The following is a 25062-nucleotide window of genomic DNA, read 5'->3' as shown; positions in this document are numbered from 1 at the left end:
CCCGTTTTGGGACAATACGTCCATGATCAAGCAACGCACCATCAAATCGCTGACCCGTGCGGTCGGGGTCGGCATCCACAGCGGCCAGAAGGTGGAGATCACGCTGCGCCCGGCCGCGCCCGGCACGGGCATCGTGTTCCGGCGCGTCGACCTGGCCCAGCCCGTCGACATCCCGGTGAACACGCACAGCGTCTGCGACACGCGCATGGCCACGACGATCAGCCCGCAGGGCGATCCGGGGTTGCCCAAGGTGCAGACGATCGAGCATCTGCTCTCGGCCTGCGCGGGCCTGGGGCTGGACAACCTGCTGATCGACATCAACGCGGACGAGGTCCCGGTGCTGGACGGATCGGCGGCGAGCTACGTCTTCCTGCTGCAGTCCGCGGGCATCGAGCTGCAGAACGCGCCCAAGCAGTTCCTGCGGGTGAAGAAGCCGGTGGAGGTGCGCAAGGGCGAGGGCAAGAGCCTGATGTGGGCGAAGCTGGTGCCGCACCACGGCTACACGCTGAGCTTCCAGATCGAGTTCGACAACCCGGCGGTGTCGGCGACGGGCCAGCAGTATGTCTTTGACATGGGCAGCGGCCAGTACAAGCGCGAGATCGCGCGGGCGCGCACCTTCGGCATGACCAAGGACATCGAGCTGATGCGTTCGCGCGGGCTGACCTTGGGCGGCAGCATGGACAACGCGATCGTGGTCGACGACTACCGCGTGCTGAACGCCGAGGGCCTGCGCTACGACGACGAGTTCGTGAAGCACAAGATCCTGGACGCGATCGGCGACATGCAGGTCGTGGGCCACCCGCTGCTGGCGGCATACACCTCGTTCAAGGGCGGGCACGCGCTGAACAACCTGCTGCTGCGTGAGCTGCTGTCGGACGCCGAGGCGTACGAGATCGTGACCTTCGAGGACGAGCGCGACGCGCCGGCGGGATTCGCCGAGCTGGCGCCGGCGTGGTGAGCCCGAAGGATCGCTGAAGGTGCTCGTCTTCCGTCTCGTCTTCGCGCTGCTGCTGGCTGGTGGCCTCCTTTGCTTCGCCGTCTACATCGGCACGAGGCAGCCGATCTGGCGCCGCCGCGGCATCCTGCTGATCAAGTGGACCGTGATCGCCGGCATCGGCTTCTTCGCGGTGCTGATCCTGGAGCGTTTGGTGCTGCTGGTGTAGCCGAGCTCCGCGCTCCTCCTCCAACGAAGAAGGCCGCTCATCGAGCGGCCTTCGCACTTTCAGGGCGGGAGCATTACTCCTCCAGCGCCTGCAACTGCACCAGCCGCTGATAGATCCCGCCGTCGATCGCCATCAGCGCGTCGTGCGTGCCGCGCTCGTCGAGGTGGCCGTGGTTCAGCACCACGATCTGGTCGGCGTCGCGGATCGTCGACAGCCGGTGCGCGATCGCGATCACCGTGACCTGGCCTCGCAACGCGCGCAGTGCCTCGCCGACCTGCGCCTCGGTGGCGCTGTCGATGTTGGCCGTCGCCTCGTCCAGCAGCAGGATGCGCGGATCGCCGGCCAGCGCGCGGGCCAGCGCGATCAGCTGCTTCTGCCCCGTCGACACCGCCAGCCCGCCGTCGCCCAGCCGGCTGTCGTAGCCCTGCGGCAGGGCGCTGAGGAACTCATGCGCGCGCGACGCGCGGGCCGCCGCCTCGATCTTCTCGTCGGAGATCGCGCGCCCCATGCGGATGTTCTCGCGCACGCTGCCGGCGATCAGGTACGGCTCCTGCGGCACCAGGCCGAGCGCCGCATGGAAGGTCTCGTCGGGCAACTGGTCGAGCGGCTGTCCGTCGATCAGGATCCGGCCCTGCTGCGGTTGGTAGAAGCGCAGCAGCAGCGCCAGCAGCGTCGACTTGCCCGAGCCCGTGTGGCCCGCGATGCCGACGAAGCTGCCGGCCGGGATGTCGAGGTCCAGGTCGCGCAGCACCGGCTGCTCGGGCTTGTAGGCGAACTGCAGGTGCTCGAAGCGGATCGCGCCCGGGCCGACCACGAGGTCGGGCCGGTACGACCGGGGCTCGCAGGGCTCGCGCAGCAGCGCGCGCACGCGCGACGCGGCCACCAGCGCCTGCTGCAGCTGGCTGAACTGCATCGTGATCTGGATCAGCGGTTCCACGACACGCGCGATGTAGGCGAGGAACGCGTACAGCAGCCCCACCTCCAGGCCCGACAGCTCGCGCAGCCCGAAGCCGTAGATCACCGTGACGATCAGCAGCACGTTGAGCAGGTCCAGCGCCGGGCGCAGCAGCCAGGCGTTGGCGCGCAGCTCCTGCACGCGTGCGTCGAGCTGCGCGCGGTTGGCGGTCTCGTAGCGCGCCGCGAAGCGCTGCGCGGCGCCGGCCGACTGCAGCATCGCCATGCCCGCCATGCTCTCGGCCATCTGCGCGTTGAGCTCAGCGCGCAGCGCGCGGGCCCGCTGCACCGGGCCGCTGCTCGCGCGCTGGTAGAGCCAGATGATCCCGGAGCTCGCCGGCACCAGCGCCAGCACGATCAGCATCAGCCGCCAGTCCAGCCAGGCCATCGCGACCAGCGCGCCGGCCACGACGATGGTCGAGTCCAGCATCACGAACAGCACCTGCCGGTACAGGTTGTTGACCGCGTCGGTGTCGTTGGTGATCCGGCTCAGCAACTGGCCGGTGATGCTGCGGTCGAAGAAGGCCATCGGCTGCGCCAGCACGTGCGCATAGACCTGCTCGCGCAGGCGCAGCACCGAGCGCCGCGCGACCGAGGCCATGCGGCGCAGTTGCGCGTAACGCAGCAGGCTGGCGGTCCAGCCTGCGAGCAGCATGGCCCCCAGCAGCAGCGCCATCGGGCCGAGCTCGAAGTTGCGCGTCAGCACGTGCGCATCGATGAAGTGCTTGCCGAGGATGGGGCCGATCGCCTCCAGCGACGCCGCGACCACCAGCCAGCCCAGTCCCTTCACCAGGCCGCGGCGCTCCGGCGCGGCGGCCTGCGCCAGCAGCGCCAGCGCTTCGCGCGGCGAGTGGTCGTTCTGAGCGCTCTGCGCGCTCTTCTCAGGCGGCGTCAAGGCTGGCCTCCAGTTGTTGATAGCGCCACTGACCGGCATACCAGCCGCCCAGCGTGAGCAGCTCCTCATGACGGCCACGTTCGACGATGCGGCCCTGCTTCAACACGACGATCTCATCGGCCTCCATGACCGCCGACAAGCGATGGCTGACCACGGCGAGGCTGCGCTCGGGATGCCGTTGGCGCAGCCCGCGCCAGTGGTCGAGGATCTGCGACTCGGTGCCGCTGTCGACGGCCGACAGCGCATCGTCCAGCAGCAGCACCGGCGCCTCGGCCAGCAGCGCCCGCGCGATCGCGATGCGCTGGCGCTGGCCGCCGGACAAGGTGACGCCACGTTCGCCGACCAGCGTGTCGTAGCCCAGCGGCAGCCGCGCGATGTCGTCGTGCACGGCGGCGAGTTCGGCCACGGCCAGGATCTGCTCGCGCGTCGCGTCCGGGCGGGCGAGGGCGATGTTGTCCGCGACCGAGGCCGAGAACAGGAAGGGCTCCTGCGGCACCCAGGCGAGCGCGCGCCGCAGCGCCTCGAGGCGGATCTGCGGCGCGGGGATGCCGCCCAGGCGCACGGTGCCCGCGTCGGGCTCGTACTGCCTGAGCAGCAGACGCAGCAACGTGGACTTGCCCGATCCCGTCGCGCCGACGATGCCCAGCGTGCGGCCCGGCGGCAGCGTCAGCGCGATGTCCTCGAGCGTCGGCTGCGTCATGCCGGGGTAGCGGAAGGACACGTGCTCCCACGTGATGCCGGCGTGCGCGGGGACGTCGCTCGTCCCGGTGTCCACCAGGCTGACCGGTGCATCCAGCACGGGTTGCAGCCGCGACCAGGCGGCGCGTCCGCGTTCCAGCAGCGACAGCACCCAGCCCGCGGCGAACATCGGCCAGATCAACTGGCCGAGGTACATCGTGAACGCGGTCAACTGGCCGATGCTGATGACGTCCGTGCCGACGAGCCACGCACCGACGCCGAGCGCGATCACCGTCGCCGCGCCGAGCGATAGGCCGACGGCCGGCTCGAACATCGCTTCCCAGCGCTGCGCCTGGTAGGCGGCGTCGCCGGCGTCGCGGGCCAGTTCGCCGAACTGCTCGCGGCTGCGGCGCACGAGGCCGAGCGCGCGCACGGTGCGCACGCCGGCGAGGCTGTCCTGCACCTGCTGGTTCAGCGCGGAGAAACGCTTCAGCGAATCGGAGGAGGCGACGTGGATCCGCGTCGAGATGCGCCAGAAGGCGTAGGCCATGAACGGGAAGGGCACCAGCGCGGCCAGCCCCAGGCGCCAGTCGACACCGATCGTCATCATGCCGAGCACCAGGATCAGCGTCAGCGAGCCGTCGAAGGCGGCGAGCAGCGCCTCGCCCGCGGCCATCTCGATGGCGTCGACGTCGTTGGTCGCCAGCGCCATCAGGTCACCAGTGCGCTGGGCGTGGAAGAACGCGGGGCCCTGATTCGTCAGTTGCGCGTACAGCCGCATGCGCAGCTGGCGGCCGAGTTCATAGGCGGTGCGGAACAGCGCCAGGCGCCAGCCGACGCGCAGCAGGTAGATCGCGAGACCGGCCAGCACGAGCAGGCCCAGTTGTCCGATCAGCTCCCAGCCGGCGAGGCGGTGCGAGACCAGCGCGTCGACGACGTGGCCCACCTGCCGCGGGATCCAGACCGTCAGGACGGCGATGGTGCTGAGCATCAGCGCGCTGGCCGCGTAGGGCCGCCAGTGGCCGCGGATGTGGCCGACGATCAGGCGAGAGAGGGACGACGACATGGCCGCGCATTGTGCCCGCCGGGTCCTGACCGCCGGAAGGTCAGGGCCATGGTCCGGGCGAGCCTCAGGGCGCGGAGGCCGCCCGCGCGATCATGCCGATGCGCGCGTGGACCAGATCGGCGAGCACGCGCAGGCGCCGCTCGTCGAAGCTGCCGCTGAGCGCGTAGGCCAGCTTCCCGTCGATCCAGTACAGGCTGCGCGTGGTCTGGCCCGCCTCGACACGCCGCATCAGGCGGAAGGCCACCGGCGCCTCGGGCGAGCTCGCGCCGGTGCTGACGTAGAGCGTGAAGCGTTCGCCGGCCTCGTTCTCGTACATGAACTGCGCGCGGGCCAGCGCCGCGCCGACGGATGCATCGTCGCCGGCGGGCAGCAGGCGGCCGCCGACCAGCTTCCAGCCGTAGTCGCGCAGGACCGGCGCGTAGAGCGGCTGGCCGAGCCGCTTGCTCAGCCATTGCATCAGGTGATCGGCCTGGTCGGCGCCGACCTCGACCGGATGGCGTTTCTCGGGCTGGTAGACGGCATGCGCGATGGCGGCGTCGCGGACGTATTCCGGAATTGAAGGATCGCGGCCGGCGGCGCGCGCGGCCGCATCGGCGGCGGCCATTGCGGCGGCTTCCTTCTTGCCGTACCACCAGGCATGACCGCCCCAGCCGCCCGCGGCGCCGGCTCCCAGGCCGACGGCCAGCAGCAGTGCCGCCGCCCAGGCGCGCGGCCAGCGTGAGGCATTGGCCGCCGGCGGGCGCAGCGCCGTCGTGAGCGACGCCGGCACGGGTTCGTCGAGCCAGTCGCGATGCAGCGCCTTCAGCGACTCGCGCTGTTCGCGCCAGCCGAGCACCTGCTGCGCGGCGCGTGGGTGGCGCAGCAGCCAGTCCGCGACCTGCGCGGCGCGTTCGGGCGGCAGTTGTCCGTCCACGTACGCGTGGAGGGTGGATTCGTCGAAGTCGATGTCGTCGGGCGTCATGATGCGGCGCTCATTTCACCACCCGCAGCGGCGGGCGGCCCGATGCGGCGCCGTCCATCGACAGGCGCAGCCGGTCGCGGGCGCGCGACAGCCGCGACATCACCGTGCCCACCGGCACGTCCAGGACGCGGGCGGCGTCCTGGTAGCTCAGTTCCTCGACGCAGACCAGCAGCAGGATCTCGCGCGAGGCCGCCGGCAGCGCGGCCAGCGCCCGTTCGAGGTCCAGCCGCAGGGCGACGCGCTGCTGCGGTTCGTCGATCGTCGGCTGCGGGGTGTCGTCTTCGTCGAGCGAGTCGTGCAGCGCCTCGCGGGCGTCGCGCCGCTGGTTCAGGTAGAGGCGGTGCATCAACGTCAGCAGCCAGTTGCGCAGCGCATCCTGGCGCGCGGGCCCCGGCTCGGCATGGAACAGCGCGCCCTTGCGGGCGGCACGTTCCAGCGTGTCCTGCAGCAGGTCGTCCGCCCGGGCATGGTCGCCGCACAGCAGCCGCGCGTGGCGGCGCAGGCGGGGAAGCAGCGGCAGCGCTTCGTCGAGGACCAGAGGCATGGGCGAGACGGTCTGCGAGCCAGGCCGTTTATGGCTTTGCAGCGTGCCAGACCTGGTTGACGCCGTCACCGCTGCGTTCGCCCGGCTTGGTGTCCTTGACCCAGAAGTACAGCGGCTTGCCCTTGTAGGCCCATTGCTTGGAGCCGTCGTCGCGGGTGATGACGGACCAGTCGCCGGAGGCCTTGTCCTCGGCGCGGGCCATCAGCGGCGGCCAGTTCGTGGCGCAGCCGCCGTTGCACACGCTCTTGCCGCTGCCGGCGGTGTCCTTGTCGAAGGTGTAGAGCGTCATCTCGTTCGGGCCGACCAGCGCGTCGCCCTTGGCGGTCGCGGGGGCCGACTGCGCGGCGGCGAGGCCGGCGGCGGCCATCAGGATGGCGGCGGCGGTCAGCGTGAGGGTCTTCGTCATGCGGAGTCTCCTGGGTTGAAGTCAGGTGGGGGGTATTGCATGAACACGGTGGGAGGGCCACTTATTCCAACTGACCTTCGTCCACCCTCGGAGGGATCGCCACGTCGGGGGCAGGCCCTTACGATCCGGCGGTCTCCGATCCGGGGACGTCCATGTTCACACGAGAAAGAGGGAGTGCCATGAATTTCGGCGATTCGATCCAGACCTGCCTGCGCAAGTACGCGGACTTCAACGGCACCGCGAGCCGGTCCGAGTACTGGTGGTTCGTGCTCTTCCTGGTGCTGGGCTCGGCGATCCTGAGCGTGTTCTCGGACAAGCTGAGCCTGGTCTTTTCGCTGCTGACGCTGCTGCCGTCCTTTGCCGTCGCGGCGCGCCGGCTGCACGACATCGACCGCAGCGGCTGGTGGCAGCTGATCGGCATCATCCCGCTGATCGGCTGGATCGTGATGATCTACTGGCTCGTCCAGCCAAGCCAGCCGAACCGCTACGGCGCGGGCACGGCGACGACGGCGTGATGATCACGCGCTGAGCCTCAGCACGTAAGTCCATCGCTTCTGGGGGCCGGCGGCACAGCCGTTGGCTTCGAGCAGTTCGGGGACGATCTGCTGCAGTCGATCGTCGAGCGTCACAAGGTCGCCGGCCTCGATGGCAAGTCCTGGCACCTTGGATGAGTGGGCGATCCAGACCTCGGCTTCGGGGTCGTGGTTGACGTCGATCTGGAATGGTTGAGGCATGGGTGCTCCTGAAGGTCGGGAGCAATCAATGCTAGTCAGCGATGTCCCCATGGTCTGCGGCATGGATTGGTAGGGGAGCGGTTTCAAAGCTAGTCTGCGACTACCGGAACGCGTGGCACCCGCCACTTCAGTTTGTCAGGATTGCCAGGAGACCCCCGCATGACCGACCGCGCCCAGGCGCTAGCCGCCCAGCTGATCCGCAACTTCCACGAGGCCGAGCTGACCTCGTTCAAGCGCGAGCCGATGTACGAGGCGCGCTCCGCGCGTCTGGCGCGCGGGACCGCCGCGCGCAAGCTCGGCGCGTCCTACGACATCGTCGAGCCCGGCAAGACCACCTGCCCGTACCACCTGCACTACGCGCAGGAGGAGATGTTCATCATCCTCGAGGGCACCGGCACGCTGCGCGTCGCCGGCGAGCGCCTGCCGATCAAGGCCGGCGACGTGATCTTCATCCCCGCGGGGCCCGAGTACCCGCATCACATCATCAACACCTCGGACGCGCCGATCCGCTACCTGTCCGTCAGCACGATGGAACAGCCGGAGATCTGCGTCTATCCGGACTCGAACAAGTTCATGGCCGAACACGTGCCCGCCAACGCGACCCAACCGTTCGAGGCCATCCGCAAGGTGGGCGAGGGCGACCTCGACTACTGGCACGACGAACCCTGAACCGGGCCGCCGCGCTCAATACGTCCGCGAGCCCTTGAACTGCGCGTGCTGCCGACGCTGCAGCGTCGTCTGCTTGCCCATCGCCTCGAAGGACACGCGGGCATGCGCGTCCATGATCGCGATGCCCAGCGCATCCGCCGCGTCCTTGCCCGGTTCGCCGGGCAGCTTCAGCAGCCGCGCCACCATCGCCTGCACCTGCGACTTCGCCGCGCCGCCGTGCCCGGTGATGGCCTTCTTCATCTGCACCGCGGTGTACTCCGACACGTGCAGGTCGCACGACACCAGCGCCGTCAGCGCCGCGCCGCGCGCCTGCCCCAGCAGCAGCGTGGACTGCGGGTTCACGTTGACGAAGATGATCTCCACCGCCGCGCAGGTCGGCTGGTAACGCGACACCACCTCGCGGATGCCGTCGTAGAGGATCTTCAGCCGGCCCGGCAGGTCGCCGGTCGGCAGCGCGTTGGTCTTGATCGTGCCGCTGGCCACGTACGCCAGCCGCGGCCCGTCCGCGTCGATGACGCCAAAGCCGGTCGTCTGCAGGCCGGGGTCGATGCCGAGGATGCGCATGCCGTCGACTCCTTCAAGTCTCAGGTGCCGGCGCGGAAATACCACCGCACCGAATGGAAGAACACCGGCGCCGCGAAGCACATCACGGCGATGCGGTCCAGCAGGCCGACCGCGCCGGTGATCGCGCTGCGGTTGCCCCAGGCGTTGATGCCCGCGTCGCGCTTGAGCGCCTGCATCACGAACACGCCGAAACTGCCGCAGCCCGCCGCGACGAACGCGGCGATCGCCGCCTGGCCCGCCTTGAACGGCGTGATCCAGTAGAGCAGCGCGCCCGCGAGCGCCGCCGTGAACGCGCCGATCCACCACGCCTTCATCGTGAACGAGCGGCTGATGCGGCGCGCCACCGGCTTGGCGCGGAAGCGGCTGGTCGCGATCGCCTGCGCGATCTGCCCGCAGGCCACCACGGCCACCAGGAAGAACAGCAGGAAGGCGCCGCGGCCCTCGTACTTCGGGAACTCGAGCAGCAGCAGCGCCGGCGCGTGCGACAGGCCGTAGACGCAGACCATGATGCCCCACTGGATCTTCGAGTTGCGCTCCAGGAAGCGACCCGGGTCGTCCGCCAGCGCGCTGGCCACCGGGATCGCCAGGAAACCGTAGACCGGGATCAGCACCGAGAACAGGTCGAAGTGGCGCGTGCCCACCAGCACGTACTGCAGCGGCAGGATCACGAAGAAGGCCATGATCAGCCCGCGATGATCGGCGCGGCGGGTGTGCAGCAGCGTGATGAACTCGCGGAAGGCCAGGAACGAGAACACGGCGAACAGCAGCGTCGCGCCCACCGGCCCGGACACCCACGCGGCCCAGAACAGGCAGGCGCCGACCCAGACCATGTTGAGCTCGTGCCGGAACCTGGCCCAGCGCGCCTGCCAGGCCTCCTGCTGGTCGTCCGGGCGCTCGCGCAGCGACCACAGCACCGAGCCGATGCTCACCAGCAGCAGCGCGCCGAACAGCACGACGAACAGGAAGGCGACCTGCTCGCCGCTGTTCAATGACTTGAGCCACCTCATTCCTTCCATCCTCCGGGACGCAGCGCCATCACCGCCGAGCGCGCGCGTTCCAGGAAGGCGCGCTTGTCCTCGCCGGGTTCGATCCGGATCGGCGCCCCGAAGGTGACGGTGCACAGGATGGGCACCGGCACGATCTCGCCCTTGGGCATGACGCGCTGGACGTTGTCGATCCAGGTGGGGATGAGCTGCACGTCGGGGAACTGCTCGGACAGGTGGTAGAGGCCGGCCTTGAAGGCCTGCGGCGCGCCCTTGTTGGAGCGCGTGCCCTCCGGGAAGATGACCAGCGAGTCGCCGCCCTGCAGCGTGTCGACCAGCGGCTCGAGCGGATCCTCGTCGGGTGTCGCGCGCGTGCGGCTCACGTAGACCGCGTTGAACACGGCGCTCGTGAGCCAGGTCTTGAGCGCGGAACTGGTCCAGTAGTCGCGCGCCGCGATCGGGCGGGTACGGGCGCGGAGTTCGCCGGGCAGCGAGGCCCAGATCAGCACCCAGTCGAAGTGGCTCTGATGGTTGGCGAAGTAGATGCGTTGTTCGGACGTCGGGGGACAGCCTTTCCAGTGTCCCTGCGCGCCGGTGATCAGGCGCGCCAGCCAGGACAGGAACAGGCCGGTGATTTCGGCAAGGACCATGGGACGGATTATCCCGGACTGCGGGTGGGGCGGCTCGGAGTCTCGTTCGGCCCAGGACCCGTCTGCGCCGACACCGGAGACGATGACTCCATTCAACGAGGGTTCCACGCCACGATGGCTCCACTCAACGAGGGGTTCAACTCAAGTAAGTCGGTTTCGTTGGAAATCTTGCAAGAACCGGTCATCGTCTCCGGCGGGCGTATGACAAGACACTGGGAGTCTTCTGTCCTTTCCGGTTACGCAGCACGCCGATGACGACCTCCACTCCTGCCCCAGCCAGCAAGACCACGATCGGGATGCCGCCCGTGCCCACCACGACGCCGGTGGCGGACCTTGCCCTGCCCGCCGCGTCCCTGTCCGCCGTGTCCCTGTCCGCCGGCGCGCCTGCATCCGGCGCCACCCGCAGGCCCCGAGGCCACCAGCCCGACGAGGCCGCTCCGCTGGAGGCGTCGGACGGCGGGAACGAGGCGGACGGCTCGACCGACGCCCCGACGGCGTCCGGGGAGGCACCGCCCGCGGCGACGGAGGACCCGGGCAAGGTGGCGGGCGCCGACGTCGGCGCCGACGCGGACGCGGCGACGCACCAGGCGGACTCCTGCCGCGAGGTCCACAGCGACGGCACGGAGGAGGATTGCCACCACGATGCCGTGTGGCCGTGGATGATCGCCGGCGCCGGGGTCCTGCTGGCCGGCGTCGCGAGCGCGGGCGGCCACGGCGGCGACAGCCATGCCAGCGACAGCCGCGCCTCGGCCGCCGGCACACCGTCGGCGCCCACGCCGCCGCCGTCCCCGCCCGCACCCCCCGCACCCCCCGCACCGCCGGAAGCCCCGCTGCCCGCGGCGCCGCGGCTGTCCACCAGCTCCGGCAAGGACACGATCGATGGCGCGGGGCATGTCGATGTCGCGCTCGCCTCGCCGGGCGGCGCGTGGGTGTACCGCATCGACGGGGACAACACCTGGCACGCCGGCCAGGGCAGCCGCATCGATGCCGCCACCTTGAGCCGCGGCGTGCACGCGGTGATGGTCGCGGAGCTCGACGATCAAGGCCGCCGCGGAGACGTCGCCACGCTCGCGGTCCGGGTCCACGACGAGGTACTGGCGCCGACGCTGACGCTGGCGCACGACAACGGCAGTTCAGGCAGCGCGTCGAACGACGGGCTGACCAATGACGGCACGATCGCCGTCTCCGGCCTCGCGCCGGGCGCGACCTGGTTCTACCGGGTGAACGACGCGGCCGACTGGGTCCAGGGCACGGGCGACCAGGTGCCGGGCAGCGTGCTCGTCGCGGGCCTGAACAAGGTCGAGGCCTTCCAGGTCGACGCCGGCGGCGAACATGGCCCGCTGAGCCACCTGACCGTGACACTGGACCTCACGCCGCCGGACGCGCCGGTGCTGCAGACCAGCAGCGGCACCGACCTGCTGAACACGAAGGACTTCATCAACGTCTCGGGCATTGAAGCCGGCGCGAGCTGGAAGTTCCGCGTGAACGGGCAAGGCGATTGGATCGAAGGGCAGGACGGGCGCATTCCCGCGACCGCGCTGTCGAATGGCGAGAACCGGCTCGACGTGCTGCAGGTCGATGCGGCCGGCAACCCGGGCGCCGCCGCGACACTGACGGTCCGCCAGGATCTGCATGCGCCGGACATGCTGCATGCCCACCTCGACGGTGGCCATGGCGATCTGGTGCCACTTCAGGGATCGGTCGTCCTCGACAACCTCGAGACCGACGCGACCTGGAAGTACCGCATCAACGGCGAGGGCGACTGGCACGTCGGCAGCGGCTCGCAGCTGGCGGCGAACTATCTGGTCGAAGGTCGCAATGACGTGGCGCTGATGCAGACGGACGCCTCCGGCCACGACAGCGCCGTGAGCGCGATCACCGTCACGCGCGACAGTCTGGCGCCGGACCGTCCCGACCTGGCGACCAGCAACGGCCTGCCGGCGATCAACGGACAGGGCAGCCTGCTGGTTCATCGGCTGGAGGACACCGCGACCTGGGAATACCGGATCGATGGCGGCGACTGGAAGGCCGGGACCGGAGATTCGTTGGCGGCCGGTGCGCTGCATGAAGGCCACCAGACCGTCGACGTGCGCCAGACTGACCTGGCCGGCAATGTGAGCGACGTCGAATCGTTGGCGGTCACCGTCGACAGCGTCGCACCGGACGCCGTGCTCGCGAGCGTCCACAGGCAGGGCGGCATCGCGGCGCCGGACAACCTGATCAATGCCAGCGGCTATGTCTCGGTCGACGGGCTCGAGCCGGGTGCGAGCTGGGAGTTCAAGGTCAACGGTGACGAGCATTGGCGCGAAGGCCATGGGACACAGCTGGCGACGCGTGTCCTGGATGAAGGCGCCAATACCGTCGAGGTCCGGCAGGTCGATGCCGCGGGCAATGCCGGGGCGGCGGACACGGTGCAGTTGTCCTTGGACACGACGCCGCCCGTGATCGAGGTGACGGCCCCCAATGCCCCCTTCGCGAGCGACTCGCTCCTGCAACTCAATGGACAGAGCGGCGTCACGGTGGCGACCCACGGCAGTGACGTCGTCGATGTGAGGATCGGCGGCTCCAGTTACGCCTTTGGCGCGGATGGCGGCGCCAGTTGGGCCGCAGACTACTTCAGCGCGGGACAGACCAGCAACACGCCGGCACAGAGCACCTTGCTGATCACGGCGTCCGACAAGGCCGGCAACACGTCGACCCGCGTGCTGACCGTGCGGGCGGACACGATTGCGCCCAACGCGCCGGACGTGACGCTGAAGAATGACACCGGTCCGTATCACGCGGACCGCATCACTGCGGATGGGACCGTGCTGGTCTCAGGGCTCAAGGCCGGAGAGTATGTCCACTACAGCATCGACAACGGTCAGCACTGGTCGGACTGGCAGAGCGGCGGAGAGATTCCGGGCTCGGCATTCGGCGCGGATGGCGACAAGCACGTGCTCGTGCAGTTGACCGACAGCTTCCTCAATCTCAGCCCGACGACGTCACTTCAGTTCACGCTCAACGCCTCGGTGATCTGACGGCCACGACCGGCCCGGTCAGCGGCTGACGCCCCGCCCTGCGCAGGGAGGCTTCCTCATTCAGCGCGGATCAACTGTGTCGCCTTCTCCGCGATCGCCACCACCGGCGCGTTCGTGTTGCCGCTGACCACGCTCGGCATGATCGATGCGTCCACGACGCGCAGGCCCTCGATGCCTCGCACGCGCAGGTGGTCGTCGACGACGGCCAGGTCGTCGTTGCCCATGCGACACGAGCCGACCGGGTGGTAGACCGTGTCGACGCGTCGGCGCAGCAGCGCCTCGATGTCGGCGTCCGCGTCCACGCCGGCGCTCCAGGTCTCGTTCTTCCAGAACGCCTTCATCGATGGCGCACGCATCAGATCGCGCGTGAGCTTGTAGCCCTCGATCAATTCCCGCACGTCCTCGGCGTCCTGCAGGAAGGCCGGATCGATCCTCGGCGCGGCCAGCGGATCGGCGCTGGCAAGCGTCAGCGCGCCGCGGCTGCGTGGCCTGAGCAGGCATACGTGACACGACAGCCCATGCCCCAGCCGCAGCTTGCGCGCGTGGTCCTCGACCAGCGCCACGACCAGGTGCAGTTGGACATTCGGCGCGGGCAGGCCGGGGCGCGTCGACAGGAAGCCGCCGCACTCGGCGAAATTGCTGGTCACGAGCCCGCGCCGTTCGCGGCGATAGCGCTGCAGCTGTCCGACGAAGCGGGCGCTGCCGCGCGCGGAGATGCCCGCGAGATCGAGGCAATCGGACTCATAACCGAAGACGAAGTCCGGATGGTCGTGCAGGTTGCGGCCGACGCCGGGCAGGTGGTGCCGCACCGCGATGCCGTGCGCCTGCAGCTGCGCGCCGTCGCCGATGCCCGACAGCATCAGCAACTGCGGCGACTGCAGCGCGCCGGCGCAGACAATGACTTCGCGCCTCGCCCGCAACGTACGTCGATGGCCGCCCTGCAGCGCCTCGACGCCAACCGCACGCCGCTCGTCGAGCACCAGCGACAACGCGCGCACGCCGGTCTCCACGCGCAGGTTGGGCCGCCGGCCCAGATGCGGTTCGAGATAAGCGCGCGCGACGCTCCACCGCTCGCCCTCGTGCTGCGTGACCTGATAGACGCCGAGGCCCTCCAGGTCGGCGCCGTTGAAATCCTCGAGGACCGCGTGGCCCGACTCCCGCGCCGCCGCCCGCCACGCCGCGTGGATCGGCGAATCGGTGCGCAGGTCCCCGACGCGCAACGGGCCGTCCTGCCCGTGCCACGGGGCGCCGAAGCGCTCGTTGCGCTCGGCCTGGATGAAGAAGGGCAACAGGTCGTCGTAGCCCCAGCCGACGTTGCCGGCCGCGGCCCATGCGTCGTAATCGCTGCGGTGTCCGCGCGTGTAGACCATCGCGTTGATGGCGGACGATCCGCCCAGCGCCTTGCCGCGCGGCTGGTAGCCGCGCCGGCCGTTCAGGCCGGACTGCGGCTCGGTCTGGAAACCCCAGTTGTTGAGCTTCGCGGCGACCTGCAGCACCCCGGCGAAGGGCGTGGTCGTGACCCAGCTGTCGCCTCGGCCTCCCGCTTCGAGCAGCAGCACGCGACAGCCGGGATCCTCGCTGAGCCGGCTCGCGAGCACCGCGCCCGCAGAGCCGCCGCCGACGATCACGAAGTCGGCATCGCTTCCGTCCGCCGCGCTCATGCGATCTTCTTCAGCAGGCCGAGGAGGCGGTCGAAGGTCGCGCCGTACGGCGGATGGAACAGCTTCGTGCCGGCGAAGCGCGACTGCAGGAACACCGGCTTGAGCTTGCTGAAGGTGTTGAAGCCCCAGACGCCGTGGTACGCGCCCATGCCGCTGGCGCCGACGCCGCCGAAGGGCTGTTCCTCCTGGCCCAGATGCCAGATGCAGTCGTTGACCGTGACACCGCCGGCATGGGTGCGGGCGAGCACGTCGTCGCGCGCGGCCTTGTCCTCGCCGAACCAGTACAAGGCCAGGGGCCGGTCGCCGCCGTTGACGTGCGCGATGGCCTCGGACGGATGACCGTACGGCACGATCGGCAGCAGCGGGCCGAAGATCTCCTCGCGCATGACCGCCATCTCGGGGGTGGTGTCGAGCAGCAGCGTCGGGACGAGGCGACGGTCCGCGGGGGCGTCGTCGTGCGTGGGTCGCAGCGCCGCGCCGCGGGCTTGCGCGTCTTCCAGCAGGCCCTTCAGCCGCGCGTGATGGCGCGGACTGACGATGGCGGTGTAGTCCGGATTGCCTTCGATGCGGGGATACAGCCGACGCACGGCGGCCACGATCGCATCGGCCAGCGGTTGCACGAGCTCCTTCGGTGCCAGCACGTAATCCGGCGCGACACAGGTCTGTCCGGCGTTGAGCAGCTTGCCGAAGGCGATGCGCTCGGCGGTGCGGGCGAGGTCGGCGCTGCGGTCGACGATCGCCGGCGACTTGCCGCCGAGTTCGAGCGTGACCGGGGTCAGGCGTTGCGCCGCGGCCTGCGCGACCAGACGACCCACGGGCGTCGAGCCGGTGAAGAACAGATGGTCGAAGGGCAGTTGCGTGAAGGCCTTGCCGACCTCCGCATCGCCGGTGACGACGGTCATCTCGTCGGGCGCGAAGTGCTGGGCGACGAGCCTGGCCATCAGCGCCGAGGTGGCCGGCGTCAGCTCCGACGGCTTGATCATCACGCGATTGCCGGCGGCCAGCGCCGCGAGCGCGGGCGCCATCGCGAGGTAGTACGGATAGTTCCACGGCGAGACGATGCCGACCACGCCGAGCGGCTGCGGCATCAGCCGGTTGCCGGCGGGCAGGAAGTGCAGGGCGGTCGGGGCGCGCTTGACGGCCATCCAGCGCTTGAGATGCCGCATCGCATGCCGGGCGCCTGACTGCACGGTGAACAGATCGGCCAGCAGGCTCTCGTGCCGCGAGCGGTGGCCGAAGTCGCGGGACATCGCGTCGGCGAGCGCCTCCGCGTGCTCGACGCTCATCCGCAGCAGCCGCGCCAGACGGTCCCGGCGCTGCGCACAGGTCGGCATCCGCTCGCGATCGAACGCGGCGCGCTGCTGCTCCAACACAAGGTGCAGGCGCTCGTGCAGGGCTTGGTCCATGGGGTGTCTCCGCCTTGTCGTTCTTGAATGGGAGCAAGCGTACGCCCGCTCCGCGGCCGCGCCCAGGCCGTGCGATCCCGAGTAGAGACCAATGACTAATCCGCGTCAGTCACTTGACGCATTTCGAGCATTGCGAGACTTTCAGTCCATGCGCGAAGGTGTGATCGTCGTTCCCGACGCTGACACGCTCTTCGGCTCCGCCACACGGGCCTTGGTGATCTATCTGCACTACGCCGGACTTGTCCGCCTGCGATGGAGTGGCGCGCTCCGAACTGATGCATCCAGATCAGTTGGGTCAGGGCCCTATTGCTCCAACAACGCAAAAGCCCGGCCGAAGCCGGGCTTTGTCTCGCGGGCTCCGAGGAGCCCGTCCGGATCGCCGCGAGGCGATCGCGGCGATCAGAAGCGGTAGCCGACGCCCAGCGTCACGCCGGTCGCCTTGACGCTGTCCTTGTTGTAGTAGCTGGTGTAGTCCAGCGCGCCGTACCACTGCTTGTTGAAGGAGTAGCTCACGCCAACGCCGTACGACACGTCGCCGTCGCTGTCGGAACCGGACTCGTTGCCGAAGCTGGACTTGATCTTCGTGTGCACGTAGCCCAGGCGGCCGAACACTTCGAAGCCGTTGCCGAAGTCGTACTTCGGCTTCAGGTACACGCCGTAGGCGTTCGAGACCTTGGTCTTGACGCCAAAGGTGTTGTCGTCCTTGACGCCGGTGGCCAGCATGCCTTCGACGGCCAGGTAGGGGTGCACGTTCCAGCCCACGAGGCCGCGCAGCAGGCCCGGCTCGAGGTCGGTGCCGCCGGCGTCGATGGTGATGAAGCTGTAGCCCACCTCACCGTACAGCTCTGGCTTCGGTGCTTGGGCTTGGGCGGCGCCGGCCAGCAGGAGGGCGGCGGCAATGGCGGAGATCTTTTTCATGTTTGCTTGCTCTTGAACAACAGCACCAGAACGGTGCCGGAGCGCAAGGTAGCACCGGGATCAGGGGAAACCCGATCGCCAGCGCCGCGAACATGTCACATTTCTTTCCGCAGTTGTCCCCGCGCGACGGCAAGACCGTCGCGGGGCCATCGTGGGGCGAGGGCCGGATGTGTGTTTGACGACGCCTTCACGCGACGGTGAAGGCGCGCTCGCACTCAATGACGGAAGTGGCGCACGCCCGTGAACACCATCGCGATGCCGCGCTCGTTGGCGGCGGCGATGACTTCCTCGTCGCGCATCGAGCCGCCCGGCTGGATCACGCAGGAGGCGCCCGCATCGGCCAGCACGTCCAGGCCGTCGCGGAACGGGAAGAACGCGTCGCTCGCCACGGCCGAGCCCGTGAGCGGCAGGCCGGCGTTCTCCGCCTTGATCGACGCGATGCGCGCCGAATCGATGCGGCTCATCTGGCCGGCGCCGACACCCAGGGTCATGCCACCGCCGCAGAAGACGATCGCGTTGCTCTTCACGTACTGCGCGACGGTCCACGCGAACATCAGGTCGTCCAGCTGCTGCGCCGTCGGCTGCAGCGTCGTGACGACCTTCAGGTCGGCCTTCGTCAGGAAGTGGTTGTCGGCGGTCTGCACCAGCAGGCCCGAGCCGACGCGCTTGACGTCCTGCGCGTTGCGGCCCTGGTCCCAGGGACGCGCGCCGCCCGGCGGCAGCGCGATCTCGAGCAGGCGCACGTTGACCTTGCCCTTGAAGACCTCGCGCGCCTCGGCGCTGAAGGACGGCGCCATCAGCACCTCGACGAACTGCTTGGACACCAGCTCCGCGGCGGCGCGGTCCACCTCGCGGTTGAAGGCGATGATGCCGCCGAAGGCGCTGGTGGGGTCGGTCTTGAAGGCCTTCGCGTAAGCCTCGGCCGCGTTCGCCGCCACGGCCACGCCGCAGGGGTTCGCGTGCTTGATGATCACGCAGGCCGGTGCGTCGAAGCTCTTCACGCATTCCCAGGCGGCGTCCGCGTCGGCGATGTTGTTGTAGCTCAGCTCCTTGCCCTGCAGCTGCTTGCCGGTCACCAGCGAGCCGGGCGCCGGATGCAGGTCGCGGTAGAGCGCGGCGGTCTGGTGCGAGTTCTCGCCGTAGCGCAGGTCCTGCACCTTGATGAAGCTGCTGTTCATCTGCGCCGGGTACTCGGACAGCGAGCCGTCTTCCAGGCGCGCGCTCAGGTAGTTGCTGATCGCGGCGTCGTACTGCGCGATGCGGTTGAAGGCGGCCACCGATGCGGCGAAGCGCGTCTTGTCGCTGGTCTTGCCGTCGGCCTTCAGCTCCTCGAGCACCTGCGCGTACTGCGACGCGTCGGTCAGCACCGTCACGTCCTTCCAGTTCTTGGCCGCGCTGCGGACCATCGCCGGACCGCCGATGTCGATGTTCTCGATGGCGTCCTCCAGCGTGCAGCCGGGCTTGGCGACGGTGGCTTCGAACGGGTACAGGTTGACCGCCAGGATGTCGATCGTGTCGATGCCGTGCTGCTGGATCGCGGCGACGTGCTCGGGCAGATCGCGGCGGGCCAGCAGGCCGCCGTGGATCTTCGGATGCAGCGTCTTCACGCGGCCGTCCAGCATCTCCGGGAAGCCGGTGTGCTGCGCGACCTCGGTCACCGGCAGGCCGGCGTCGGCCAGCAGCTTGGCGGTGCCGCCGGTGGACAGCAGGCGCACGTTCAGCGCGTGCAGCGCCTTGGCGAAATCGACGATGCCGGTCTTGTCGGAGACCGAGATCAGGGCGGTGAGTTGGGCCATGGGAGCTCTCTAAAGGGGATTCGGTTCGGCGCGCGGGGCTCAGATCAACTTATGTTCGACGAGTTTGCGGCGCAGCGTGTTTCTGTTGATGCCGAGCCACTCGGCGGCCTTGCTCTGGTTGCCGTCGCTGTGCTGCATCACCACTTCCAGCAGCGGCTTCTCGACAAGGCGGATCAGCATCTCGTGCATCGAGTGCGGGACTTCGCCGCCGAGGTCGCGGAAGTAGACCTCCAGGTTTTCGCGGATGCAGGAGTCGATCGGTTTGGGCGTCATGCCGTCAGCCTTCTTTCTTGGTCTTGGTGTTGTTCGTCGTTCGCGGCGGCGGCTGCGTCAGTGTTGTCGTCTTCGAGGCTGTCGTCGTTCGCCGGCAGGTAGGGCAGCCGGTCATGGTCGTCCGCCAGCGCGTCGAGCCAGTCCGTCAGCGCGCGGACCTGGTCGTCGCAACTCTCGAGGGTGTTCATGCGGCGGCGGAAGTCCTCGCCGCCGGGCAGCGCGCGCACGGCCCAGCCGATGTGCTTGCGCGCGCTGCGCATGCCGGTCAGTTCACCATACAGCGCGTAGTGGTCGTGCAGGTGCTCGATCAGCCAGCCCTTGGCGTCGGCGATGCGCGGTGCGGGCAGTTCCTCGCCGGTGGCCAGGAAGTGCGCGATCTCCGCGAAGATCCACGGGCGGCCCTGCGCCGCGCGGCCGACCATGATCGCGTCCGCGCCGGTGGCGGCCAGCACCTCGCGCGCCTTGAGCGGCGTGTCGATGTCGCCGTTGGCGACGACCGGGATGCGCAACGCCGCCTTCACCGCGGCGATCGTGTCGTACTCGGCGCGGCCGCTGTAGCCCTGCTCGCGCGTGCGGCCGTGCACGGTGACCATCGCGATACCGGCGGACTCCGCCGCGCGCGCCAGCGCCACCGCGTTCTTCTCCGCCTGGCACCAGCCGGTGCGCATCTTCAGCGTGACCGGCACGCCGCGCGGCGCGCACGCGGCCACCACCGCCTCGACGATCTCCAGCGCCAGCGCCTCGTCCTGCATCAGCGCCGAACCGGCCCACTTGTTGCAGACCTTCTTGGCCGGGCAGCCCATGTTGATGTCGATGATCTGCGCGCCACGGTCCACGTTGTACGCGGCGGCCTCGGCCATCATCGACGCCTCCGTCCCGGCGATCTGCACGGAGATCGGCGCCGACTCGCCCTCATGGTTCGCGCGGCGCGAGGTCTTCAGGCTGTTCCACAAGTCCTTGCGCGAGGTCACCATCTCGCTCACCGCATACCCCGCGCCGAGCTTCTTGCACAGCACGCGGAAGGGCCGGTCGGTCACACCCGCCATGGGGGCGACGAACAGACGGTTCGGCAGGACGTAGGGACCCAGCGTGAGAGGGCCGGGCAGCGGCGTGGGCATCGGGAACAGTGGGGCGGTTGCACAAAAATGAGGCAGAAGTATACCGCCCCCGACCCGCCCGTTCCCAGTTCCCGTCAGAGCGACGGCTGCTTGCGCCAGAGCATGAAGCCCTGCTCGACGAAGCGGTTCATCACGCGGTCCTGCGACAGCTTGTAGACCGCGCGGGCGATGCGGCCCCGCAGCTCCGGCGAGTTGCAACGCGAGCGGTGCGACAGCGTCACGTAAAGGCCCTCGCGCGCGATCGCCGGCATCAGCGGCTGGATCGCCGGACCGCCGTTGCGCGCGGCATAGGCCTCGGCCGGCGTGTCCTCATAGATCATGTAGTCGGCGCGGCCGCGCTGCAGCATCAGGATCGCCTGCTCGATGCTCGCGACCTGGCTGATCTTCAGCGACTGGCGGGCGTAGTTGTCGAACTCGACGCCGAAGCTGTTGTTGATCACCGTCACGCCCTGCTTGGGCGCGAGGTCGCTCCACCGCTTGTACGCGACCGGCGCCGCGGTCCGCGTCCAGATGACGCTGCGCGTCTCGCGGAACGCGGGGTGGAAGTAGTCCATGTACTCGGTACGCGGCAGCGTGAAGAAGGCGCCCGCGATCAGGTCGATGCGGCCCGCGCGCATCTCCTCCTGCACGCGGCCCCACGGCCCGACGTAGCGGGTCTCGATCGGGATGCCGATCTCCGCGGCGAACCACTGCATCATGTCCGCATTGGCCCCCACCAGCTTCTGCTCGTCCGTCGGATCGCGCCAGAGGTAGGGGGGATACTGAGGATTGCCGGACGCGATCAGCATCGGGCAGCCGGCGATCGGTGCCGGGGAAGTCTGCGGGGACGTCGACGGCCCGGGCGCCGCGCTTGCCTGTGGGGCGGACTGCGGCGGCGCGGTCTGCGCCATCGCGACGACACCCCACTGCGGCGGCCCGCCGGGCCCCGACCCGGCGACGGTCAGGCCGATCAACGCGAACGACGAGACGGCAAGGCGGCGCAAGGACATGGTCTTCAGATAATCCCACGCATGGAAGCTTGGCTGCAACAGATGATTCACCTGATGCTGGAGACCCTATCTCTCCCGCAGGTGGGGCTGGGCGCGGTGTTCGTCATCGCGCTGGTCTCGGCGACCTTGCTGCCGATGGGATCGGAGCCCGTCGTGCTGCTGCTGGTGCACGCGAAGCCGGAGCTCTTCTGGCCCGCGATCCTCGTGGCCACGGCCGGCAACACGATCGGCGGCGCGATCACCTGGTGGATGGGCTACGGCGCGGAACGCGCGTACGAAGCCGCCGTGCACCACACGCCGCGGGACCAGCGCGTGCTCGGCTGGCTGCGTCGCTTCGGTGCCAGGACCTGCCTGATGAGCTGGCTGCCCATCGTCGGTGATCCGCTATGCGCCCTCGCGGGCTGGCTGCGTCTGCCGTTCTGGCCTTGCGTGGCCTACATGGCGGTGGGCAAATTCATGCGCTACCTGCTCATGACCGCCATCGGCATCGCCATTTTTGAGTGAGCCGCGTCGGCCGCGGGTGGGTTGGGCTTCCCGGCACAATTCCGGGACCCAAGAGGAGACCCCCCATGAGCACCCCCAGCACCCCGGCGTACGACGCCCTGTGCCAGCGCCACCAGCGCATCCATCGTCTGTCCCACCTGCAGGCGATCGCCTCGTGGGACCAGTCCGCCTTCATGCCGGCGCGTGGCGCGCAAGCCCGCGCCGAATCGCTCGCCGAGATGGGCGGGCTGCTGCACCAGCTGGGCACCGACCCGGCGCTGCGCCAACTGCTCGACGACGCGGCGCAGGAGCCGCTCGACGACTTCCAGCGCGCCTCGCTGCGCGAGATGCGCCGCGTGTGGCGCTCGGCGAACGCGGTGCCGCAGCGGCTCGTGGAGGCGCGCTCGCTGGCCAACTCGCATTGCGAGCATGAGTGGCGCCATCAGCGCGCCGCCAACGACTGGACCGGCTATGTCGAGAACCTGCGCCCGGTCGTCCGCTACGCGCGGGAAGAGGCGCAATGCCTGTCCGATGATTCGGGCCTGAGTCGCTACGACGCGCTGCTCGACCACTACGAGCCCGGCATGCGTTCGGCCGACATCGACCGCGTCTTCGGCGATCTGCGCCAGTGGCTGCCCGGCCTGATCCGGCAGGTGATGGCGCGTCAGTCGACCGACAGCGTCATCCATCCGCAAGGGCCGTTCCCCGCCGCGTCGCAACGCGCGCTGGGCCTGGATGCGATGAAGCTGCTGGGCTTCGACTTCGAGGCGGGTCGCCTCGACGAGAGCGCCCATCCGTTCTGCGGCGGCGTGCCGGAGGACGTGCGGATGACGACGCGGTATCGCGACGACGGCTTCCTGCAGAGCCTCACCGGCACCATCCACGAGACCGGCCACGGCCGCTACGAGCAGAACCTGCCGCGCGAGTGGCTCGGCCTGCCGGTGGCCGGCGCGCGATCGATGGGCCTGCACGAGAGCCAGAGCCTGTCCTTCGAGATGCAGCTGGCCTCGCATCCCGGCTTCGCCGGACTGCTGCAGCCGCTGGTGGAGCGCCATCTCGGCCAGCAGCCGGGATTCGCCGCGGACAACCTGCACAAGCTGATGACGCGCGTCGCGCCGGGCTACATCCGCGTGGACGCCGACGAGGTGACCTACCCGGCGCACGTGATCCTGCGCTACGAGATCGAACGCCCGCTGATCGAAGGCGAGATCGAGGTCGAGGACATCCCCGCGCTGTGGGACGCCAAGATGCAGGAACTGCTGGGACTGGACACGCGCGGCAACTACAAGGACGGCTGCATGCAGGACGTGCACTGGGGCTGCGGGCTCTACGGCTACTTCCCCTGCTACACGCTGGGCGCGATGTACGCGGCGCAGTGGTTCGCGACGATGCGCCGCGAGCGGCCCACGCTGGATGCGGAGATCACGCGCGGCGAACTCACGCCGGTCTTCGACTGGCTGAAGGCCCGCGTGTGGTCGCAAGGCAGCCGCTGGGAGACGCCGGAGCTGGTGCAGCGCGCCAGCGGCGAGGCGCTGAATCCGGCGCACTTCCGCCGCCATCTGGAAGCGCGCTACCTGGGCTGACGCGACGCCGCATCGCCAATGGAAAGGGCACCCCGCGTGGGGTGCCCTTTTCTCCTTGCGCGTCCGCGGTCTCTACCCACGGCGCTCCCAACGAGTCGTCGAGGACTCGAATGCTGGATGACAGCTCGCCCCTGGCGGGGTCAGGCCTTGCCGGCGGCCTTGCGGCGCACGACGACGCCCATCATCCCGAGGCCGGCCAGCAGCAGCACGATGCTCTGCGGTTCCGGCACGGCGCTGACGCTGACGTTGTCCAGCGAGGTGCCGTAGGAATCGCTGATGCCCGCCGCGGCGAAGCGCAGCGTCATCGGGCTGCCGGTGCCGGTGAAGGTGGTGGTCAGGGTCTGCCAGGTGGTGGTCGTGTTGTTGCCGACCAGGCCGCTCAGGCCGCCGATGCTCCAGTCGATGCCGTTGCTGGCGGCGCTGCGGAAGTCGGGGCGGTTGGCGTAGGAGAACGACAGCGTGTAGGTCGCGCCCGCCACGGTGTTCAGCGTCTGGCTGATCCAGCTGTTGCCGGTGGTGTCGAGCTCGACGTAGTTGCCGCCGCTGAACGCGCTGCCCGCGACGTTGTTGCGGATCTCCAGGCCGTTCGGGCCGACGGTCCAGCCGGCGGTGCTGCCAACGATGCTGTAGCTGCCGTTGCCGATCGCGTTCGATTCGAAGCTGCCGTTGTTGATCAGGTTCACCGGGGCCGCCAGGGCGACCAGCGGGGCGGCGAAGAGGACGGCGGCGAAGAGGCGCTTCATGGGACAGGCTCGGGAAGTTCGACAAGAGGTGCGCAGGAGCGTCTGCGCTTGTGTCGAATTGTTCGAGACCGTCTCGCGGGTGCCATCCCCCTGGGCGATGGGGATGGCGATGCGTTTCGTGACGCAGTGCACGCCGCAGCGCGGCGCGCCGGGGTCAGGTGGTGCGCTTGCCGCCCTTCGTGGCGTTCGTGGCCTTCGCGGCCTTCGTCGTCGGGCGCTTCGGGCTGGGCTTGGTCGCCGGCTTGGGCGCCACGCCGGCCTGCGCGGCACGCAACATCGCGACTTCCGCGGACAGCGCCCCGATGCGTTCCTTCAACTGCGCGACGTCGTCCGCCGCCGGCACGCCCAGCCGTGTGAGCGCGCGCGCCACGCGATCCTCGAAGATCGATTCCAGCTTGTCCCAATGCTGGCCGGCACGCGAGCCGACTTCGCCGGCCAGATCGCTCATCCGGCGCGCGGTGGCGTCGAGCGTCGCCTCGGCCTTGCCGACGGTGGTGGTGCCCTGGTCCTGCGCTTTCGCGAACGCCGCCAGCCCGGCCGACCAGATCTGCTGCGCCGAGGTCTTCACCTGCTCCGCGAACGGCGTGTCCGCCGCTTCGGCCGCCTTGGCCTTGGATGCTTTGACCGCCTTGGCCGCCTTGGCCGAGTCTGGCGAGGCGGACCCGGCATCCTTGCGGCGGCCTTGCGCGGGCTGGGGCGCGGCCGTCTTCTGTTGCTTCTTGACCATGGGCATTCCTTGTCGTCGTGGGGCGAGGGATCTGAGGCCCGTCGCTCGCCGAGAACCGGACTATAGGCGGCGTGTCGT

25 protein-coding genes are annotated in these 25062 nt (G+C 69.4%); 7 read left to right on the top strand and 18 right to left on the bottom strand.

Annotation, left to right across the window (positions count from 1 at the left end; genetic code table 11):
- Nucleotides 1-22: 22 nt before the first annotated feature.
- Both lpxC and AC07PR_RS15090 read left to right on the top strand, forming a co-directional pair.
- A complete protein-coding gene (lpxC, locus tag AC07PR_RS15095; protein WP_377157118.1) occupies nt 23-958 on the top strand; it encodes a UDP-3-O-acyl-N-acetylglucosamine deacetylase in 936 nt (311 codons plus the stop codon).
- Between the two features lie 19 nt (nt 959-977).
- On the top strand, nt 978-1163 hold the full coding sequence (locus AC07PR_RS15090) for a hypothetical protein (RefSeq protein ID WP_483109078.1): 186 nt from the start codon (nt 978-980) through the stop codon (nt 1161-1163).
- Nucleotides 1164-1236: 73 nt separating this feature from the next.
- Here AC07PR_RS15090 and AC07PR_RS15085 read toward each other — a convergent pair whose 3' ends face one another.
- The 5 genes from AC07PR_RS15085 to AC07PR_RS15065 form a co-directional block, all read right to left on the bottom strand.
- The gene (locus tag AC07PR_RS15085) at nt 1237-3012 is read right to left on the bottom strand and encodes an ABC transporter ATP-binding protein (RefSeq protein ID WP_495135754.1); all 1776 of its coding nucleotides are present in this window, start codon (nt 3010-3012) and stop codon (nt 1237-1239) included.
- Nucleotides 2999-4756, bottom strand: coding sequence for an ABC transporter ATP-binding protein (locus AC07PR_RS15080; RefSeq protein ID WP_495135753.1), 1758 nt, complete (start codon nt 4754-4756; stop codon nt 2999-3001). The genes AC07PR_RS15085 and AC07PR_RS15080 overlap by 14 nt, the downstream gene beginning before the upstream one ends.
- Before the next feature lie 64 nt (nt 4757-4820).
- Nucleotides 4821-5717, bottom strand: a complete 897-nt coding sequence (locus tag AC07PR_RS15075) for an anti-sigma factor family protein (protein ID WP_495135752.1) — start codon at nt 5715-5717, stop codon at nt 4821-4823.
- A 10-nt stretch (nt 5718-5727) separates the two neighbouring features.
- Nucleotides 5728-6261: an RNA polymerase sigma factor gene (locus AC07PR_RS15070; RefSeq protein WP_495135751.1), complete on the bottom strand. Its 534-nt coding sequence runs from the start codon at nt 6259-6261 to the stop codon at nt 5728-5730.
- 28 nt (nt 6262-6289) lie between these two features.
- On the bottom strand, nt 6290-6667 hold the full coding sequence (locus tag AC07PR_RS15065) for a COG4315 family predicted lipoprotein (protein ID WP_483109083.1): 378 nt from the start codon (nt 6665-6667) through the stop codon (nt 6290-6292).
- A 179-nt stretch (nt 6668-6846) separates the two neighbouring features.
- Between AC07PR_RS15065 and AC07PR_RS15060 the strand changes: the two genes are divergently transcribed.
- Complete coding sequence (locus AC07PR_RS15060; RefSeq protein WP_377157105.1) at nt 6847-7182, top strand: DUF805 domain-containing protein; 336 nt, start codon at nt 6847-6849, stop codon at nt 7180-7182.
- Nucleotides 7183-7185: 3 nt separating this feature from the next.
- Here AC07PR_RS15060 and AC07PR_RS15055 read toward each other — a convergent pair whose 3' ends face one another.
- Nucleotides 7186-7401: a DUF1902 domain-containing protein gene (locus tag AC07PR_RS15055; protein WP_377157103.1), complete on the bottom strand. Its 216-nt coding sequence runs from the start codon at nt 7399-7401 to the stop codon at nt 7186-7188.
- A gap of 159 nt (nt 7402-7560) precedes the next feature.
- Between AC07PR_RS15055 and AC07PR_RS15050 the strand changes: the two genes are divergently transcribed.
- Nucleotides 7561-8070: a cupin domain-containing protein gene (locus AC07PR_RS15050; RefSeq protein ID WP_377157101.1), complete on the top strand. Its 510-nt coding sequence runs from the start codon at nt 7561-7563 to the stop codon at nt 8068-8070.
- Nucleotides 8071-8085: 15 nt separating this feature from the next.
- Here the strand turns inward: AC07PR_RS15050 and ruvC are convergent, their stop codons facing one another.
- From ruvC to AC07PR_RS15035, 3 genes are read right to left on the bottom strand one after another with little or no spacing between them, the layout of a single operon-like run.
- A complete protein-coding gene (gene ruvC, locus AC07PR_RS15045) occupies nt 8086-8634 on the bottom strand; it encodes a crossover junction endodeoxyribonuclease RuvC (RefSeq protein WP_331616849.1) in 549 nt (182 codons plus the stop codon).
- A 20-nt stretch (nt 8635-8654) separates the two neighbouring features.
- Entirely contained in the window at nt 8655-9641 is a 987-nt protein-coding gene (locus AC07PR_RS15040; RefSeq protein ID WP_377157099.1) for a phosphatidate cytidylyltransferase, read from the bottom strand.
- On the bottom strand, nt 9638-10267 hold the full coding sequence (locus AC07PR_RS15035) for a lysophospholipid acyltransferase family protein (protein WP_377157097.1): 630 nt from the start codon (nt 10265-10267) through the stop codon (nt 9638-9640). The genes AC07PR_RS15040 and AC07PR_RS15035 overlap by 4 nt, the downstream gene beginning before the upstream one ends.
- A 251-nt stretch (nt 10268-10518) precedes the next feature.
- Between AC07PR_RS15035 and AC07PR_RS15030 the strand changes: the two genes are divergently transcribed.
- A complete protein-coding gene (locus AC07PR_RS15030) occupies nt 10519-13287 on the top strand; it encodes a hypothetical protein (RefSeq protein WP_495135750.1) in 2769 nt (922 codons plus the stop codon).
- 56 nt (nt 13288-13343) lie between these two features.
- On the opposite strand, the gene AC07PR_RS15025 is transcribed toward AC07PR_RS15030, so the two are convergent.
- The 7 genes from AC07PR_RS15025 to AC07PR_RS14995 form a co-directional block, all read right to left on the bottom strand.
- Entirely contained in the window at nt 13344-14948 is a 1605-nt protein-coding gene (locus tag AC07PR_RS15025) for a GMC family oxidoreductase (protein WP_495135749.1), read from the bottom strand.
- Nucleotides 14945-16354, bottom strand: coding sequence for a coniferyl aldehyde dehydrogenase (locus tag AC07PR_RS15020; protein ID WP_495135748.1), 1410 nt, complete (start codon nt 16352-16354; stop codon nt 14945-14947). Before AC07PR_RS15020 ends, AC07PR_RS15025 begins: the two co-directional genes overlap by 4 nt.
- 399 nt (nt 16355-16753) lie before the next feature.
- Entirely contained in the window at nt 16754-17272 is a 519-nt protein-coding gene (locus AC07PR_RS15015; protein ID WP_377157087.1) for a porin family protein, read from the bottom strand.
- 215 nt (nt 17273-17487) lie between these two features.
- A complete protein-coding gene (gene purH, locus AC07PR_RS15010) occupies nt 17488-19068 on the bottom strand; it encodes a bifunctional phosphoribosylaminoimidazolecarboxamide formyltransferase/IMP cyclohydrolase (protein ID WP_377157086.1) in 1581 nt (526 codons plus the stop codon).
- Between the two features lie 39 nt (nt 19069-19107).
- Nucleotides 19108-19341, bottom strand: coding sequence for a helix-turn-helix domain-containing protein (locus AC07PR_RS15005; RefSeq protein ID WP_088406111.1), 234 nt, complete (start codon nt 19339-19341; stop codon nt 19108-19110).
- Nucleotides 19338-20459 carry a tRNA dihydrouridine synthase DusB gene (gene dusB / locus AC07PR_RS15000; protein WP_483109091.1) on the bottom strand — a complete coding sequence of 374 codons (1122 nt, stop codon included), beginning with the start codon at nt 20457-20459 and terminating at the stop codon, nt 19338-19340. Before dusB ends, AC07PR_RS15005 begins: the two co-directional genes overlap by 4 nt.
- 74 nt (nt 20460-20533) lie before the next feature.
- Nucleotides 20534-21448, bottom strand: a complete 915-nt coding sequence (locus AC07PR_RS14995) for a substrate-binding periplasmic protein (protein ID WP_495135747.1) — start codon at nt 21446-21448, stop codon at nt 20534-20536.
- 21 nt (nt 21449-21469) lie between these two features.
- Here AC07PR_RS14995 and AC07PR_RS14990 point away from each other — a divergent pair, with 21 nt between their 5' ends.
- Both AC07PR_RS14990 and AC07PR_RS14985 read left to right on the top strand, forming a co-directional pair.
- A complete protein-coding gene (locus AC07PR_RS14990) occupies nt 21470-21952 on the top strand; it encodes a YqaA family protein (RefSeq protein WP_431102026.1) in 483 nt (160 codons plus the stop codon).
- 65 nt (nt 21953-22017) lie between these two features.
- On the top strand, nt 22018-23514 hold the full coding sequence (locus tag AC07PR_RS14985) for a carboxypeptidase M32 (protein WP_495135746.1): 1497 nt from the start codon (nt 22018-22020) through the stop codon (nt 23512-23514).
- Between the two features lie 140 nt (nt 23515-23654).
- Here AC07PR_RS14985 and AC07PR_RS14980 read toward each other — a convergent pair whose 3' ends face one another.
- Both AC07PR_RS14980 and AC07PR_RS14975 read right to left on the bottom strand, forming a co-directional pair.
- Nucleotides 23655-24257 (bottom strand): DUF642 domain-containing protein, encoded by a 603-nt coding sequence (locus AC07PR_RS14980; protein ID WP_495135745.1) that lies wholly within the window; start codon nt 24255-24257, stop codon nt 23655-23657.
- A 154-nt stretch (nt 24258-24411) separates the two neighbouring features.
- Complete coding sequence (locus tag AC07PR_RS14975; protein ID WP_495135744.1) at nt 24412-24984, bottom strand: phasin family protein; 573 nt, start codon at nt 24982-24984, stop codon at nt 24412-24414.
- Nucleotides 24985-25062: the final 78 nt, after the last annotated feature.

It is taken from the genome of Roseateles sp. GW821-FHT09H11, assembly GCF_059415845.1.
This window is presented reverse-complemented; position numbering and strand designations above follow the sequence as displayed.

What these genes read in the sequence shown, in the direction of transcription:
- lpxC (WP_377157118.1), top strand. Translation starts at nt 23, where the DNA reads ATGATCAAGCAACGCACCATCAAATCGCTGACCCGTGCGGTCGGGGTC.
- AC07PR_RS15080 (WP_495135753.1), bottom strand. Translation starts at nt 4,756, where the DNA reads ATGTCGTCGTCCCTCTCTCGCCTGATCGTCGGCCACATCCGCGGCCAC.
- AC07PR_RS15075 (WP_495135752.1), bottom strand. Translation starts at nt 5,717, where the DNA reads ATGACGCCCGACGACATCGACTTCGACGAATCCACCCTCCACGCGTAC.
- AC07PR_RS15070 (WP_495135751.1), bottom strand. Translation starts at nt 6,261, where the DNA reads ATGCCTCTGGTCCTCGACGAAGCGCTGCCGCTGCTTCCCCGCCTGCGC.
- AC07PR_RS15065 (WP_483109083.1), bottom strand. Translation starts at nt 6,667, where the DNA reads ATGACGAAGACCCTCACGCTGACCGCCGCCGCCATCCTGATGGCCGCC.
- AC07PR_RS15060 (WP_377157105.1), top strand. Translation starts at nt 6,847, where the DNA reads ATGAATTTCGGCGATTCGATCCAGACCTGCCTGCGCAAGTACGCGGAC.
- AC07PR_RS15055 (WP_377157103.1), bottom strand. Translation starts at nt 7,401, where the DNA reads ATGCCTCAACCATTCCAGATCGACGTCAACCACGACCCCGAAGCCGAG.
- AC07PR_RS15050 (WP_377157101.1), top strand. Translation starts at nt 7,561, where the DNA reads ATGACCGACCGCGCCCAGGCGCTAGCCGCCCAGCTGATCCGCAACTTC.
- ruvC (WP_331616849.1), bottom strand. Translation starts at nt 8,634, where the DNA reads ATGCGCATCCTCGGCATCGACCCCGGCCTGCAGACGACCGGCTTTGGC.
- AC07PR_RS15040 (WP_377157099.1), bottom strand. Translation starts at nt 9,641, where the DNA reads ATGAGGTGGCTCAAGTCATTGAACAGCGGCGAGCAGGTCGCCTTCCTG.
- AC07PR_RS15035 (WP_377157097.1), bottom strand. Translation starts at nt 10,267, where the DNA reads ATGGTCCTTGCCGAAATCACCGGCCTGTTCCTGTCCTGGCTGGCGCGC.
- AC07PR_RS15030 (WP_495135750.1), top strand. Translation starts at nt 10,519, where the DNA reads ATGACGACCTCCACTCCTGCCCCAGCCAGCAAGACCACGATCGGGATG.
- AC07PR_RS15025 (WP_495135749.1), bottom strand. Translation starts at nt 14,948, where the DNA reads ATGAGCGCGGCGGACGGAAGCGATGCCGACTTCGTGATCGTCGGCGGC.
- AC07PR_RS15020 (WP_495135748.1), bottom strand. Translation starts at nt 16,354, where the DNA reads ATGGACCAAGCCCTGCACGAGCGCCTGCACCTTGTGTTGGAGCAGCAG.
- AC07PR_RS15015 (WP_377157087.1), bottom strand. Translation starts at nt 17,272, where the DNA reads ATGAAAAAGATCTCCGCCATTGCCGCCGCCCTCCTGCTGGCCGGCGCC.
- purH (WP_377157086.1), bottom strand. Translation starts at nt 19,068, where the DNA reads ATGGCCCAACTCACCGCCCTGATCTCGGTCTCCGACAAGACCGGCATC.
- AC07PR_RS15005 (WP_088406111.1), bottom strand. Translation starts at nt 19,341, where the DNA reads ATGACGCCCAAACCGATCGACTCCTGCATCCGCGAAAACCTGGAGGTC.
- dusB (WP_483109091.1), bottom strand. Translation starts at nt 20,459, where the DNA reads ATGCCCACGCCGCTGCCCGGCCCTCTCACGCTGGGTCCCTACGTCCTG.
- AC07PR_RS14995 (WP_495135747.1), bottom strand. Translation starts at nt 21,448, where the DNA reads ATGTCCTTGCGCCGCCTTGCCGTCTCGTCGTTCGCGTTGATCGGCCTG.
- AC07PR_RS14990 (WP_431102026.1), top strand. Translation starts at nt 21,470, where the DNA reads ATGGAAGCTTGGCTGCAACAGATGATTCACCTGATGCTGGAGACCCTA.
- AC07PR_RS14985 (WP_495135746.1), top strand. Translation starts at nt 22,018, where the DNA reads ATGAGCACCCCCAGCACCCCGGCGTACGACGCCCTGTGCCAGCGCCAC.
- AC07PR_RS14980 (WP_495135745.1), bottom strand. Translation starts at nt 24,257, where the DNA reads ATGAAGCGCCTCTTCGCCGCCGTCCTCTTCGCCGCCCCGCTGGTCGCC.
- AC07PR_RS14975 (WP_495135744.1), bottom strand. Translation starts at nt 24,984, where the DNA reads ATGGTCAAGAAGCAACAGAAGACGGCCGCGCCCCAGCCCGCGCAAGGC.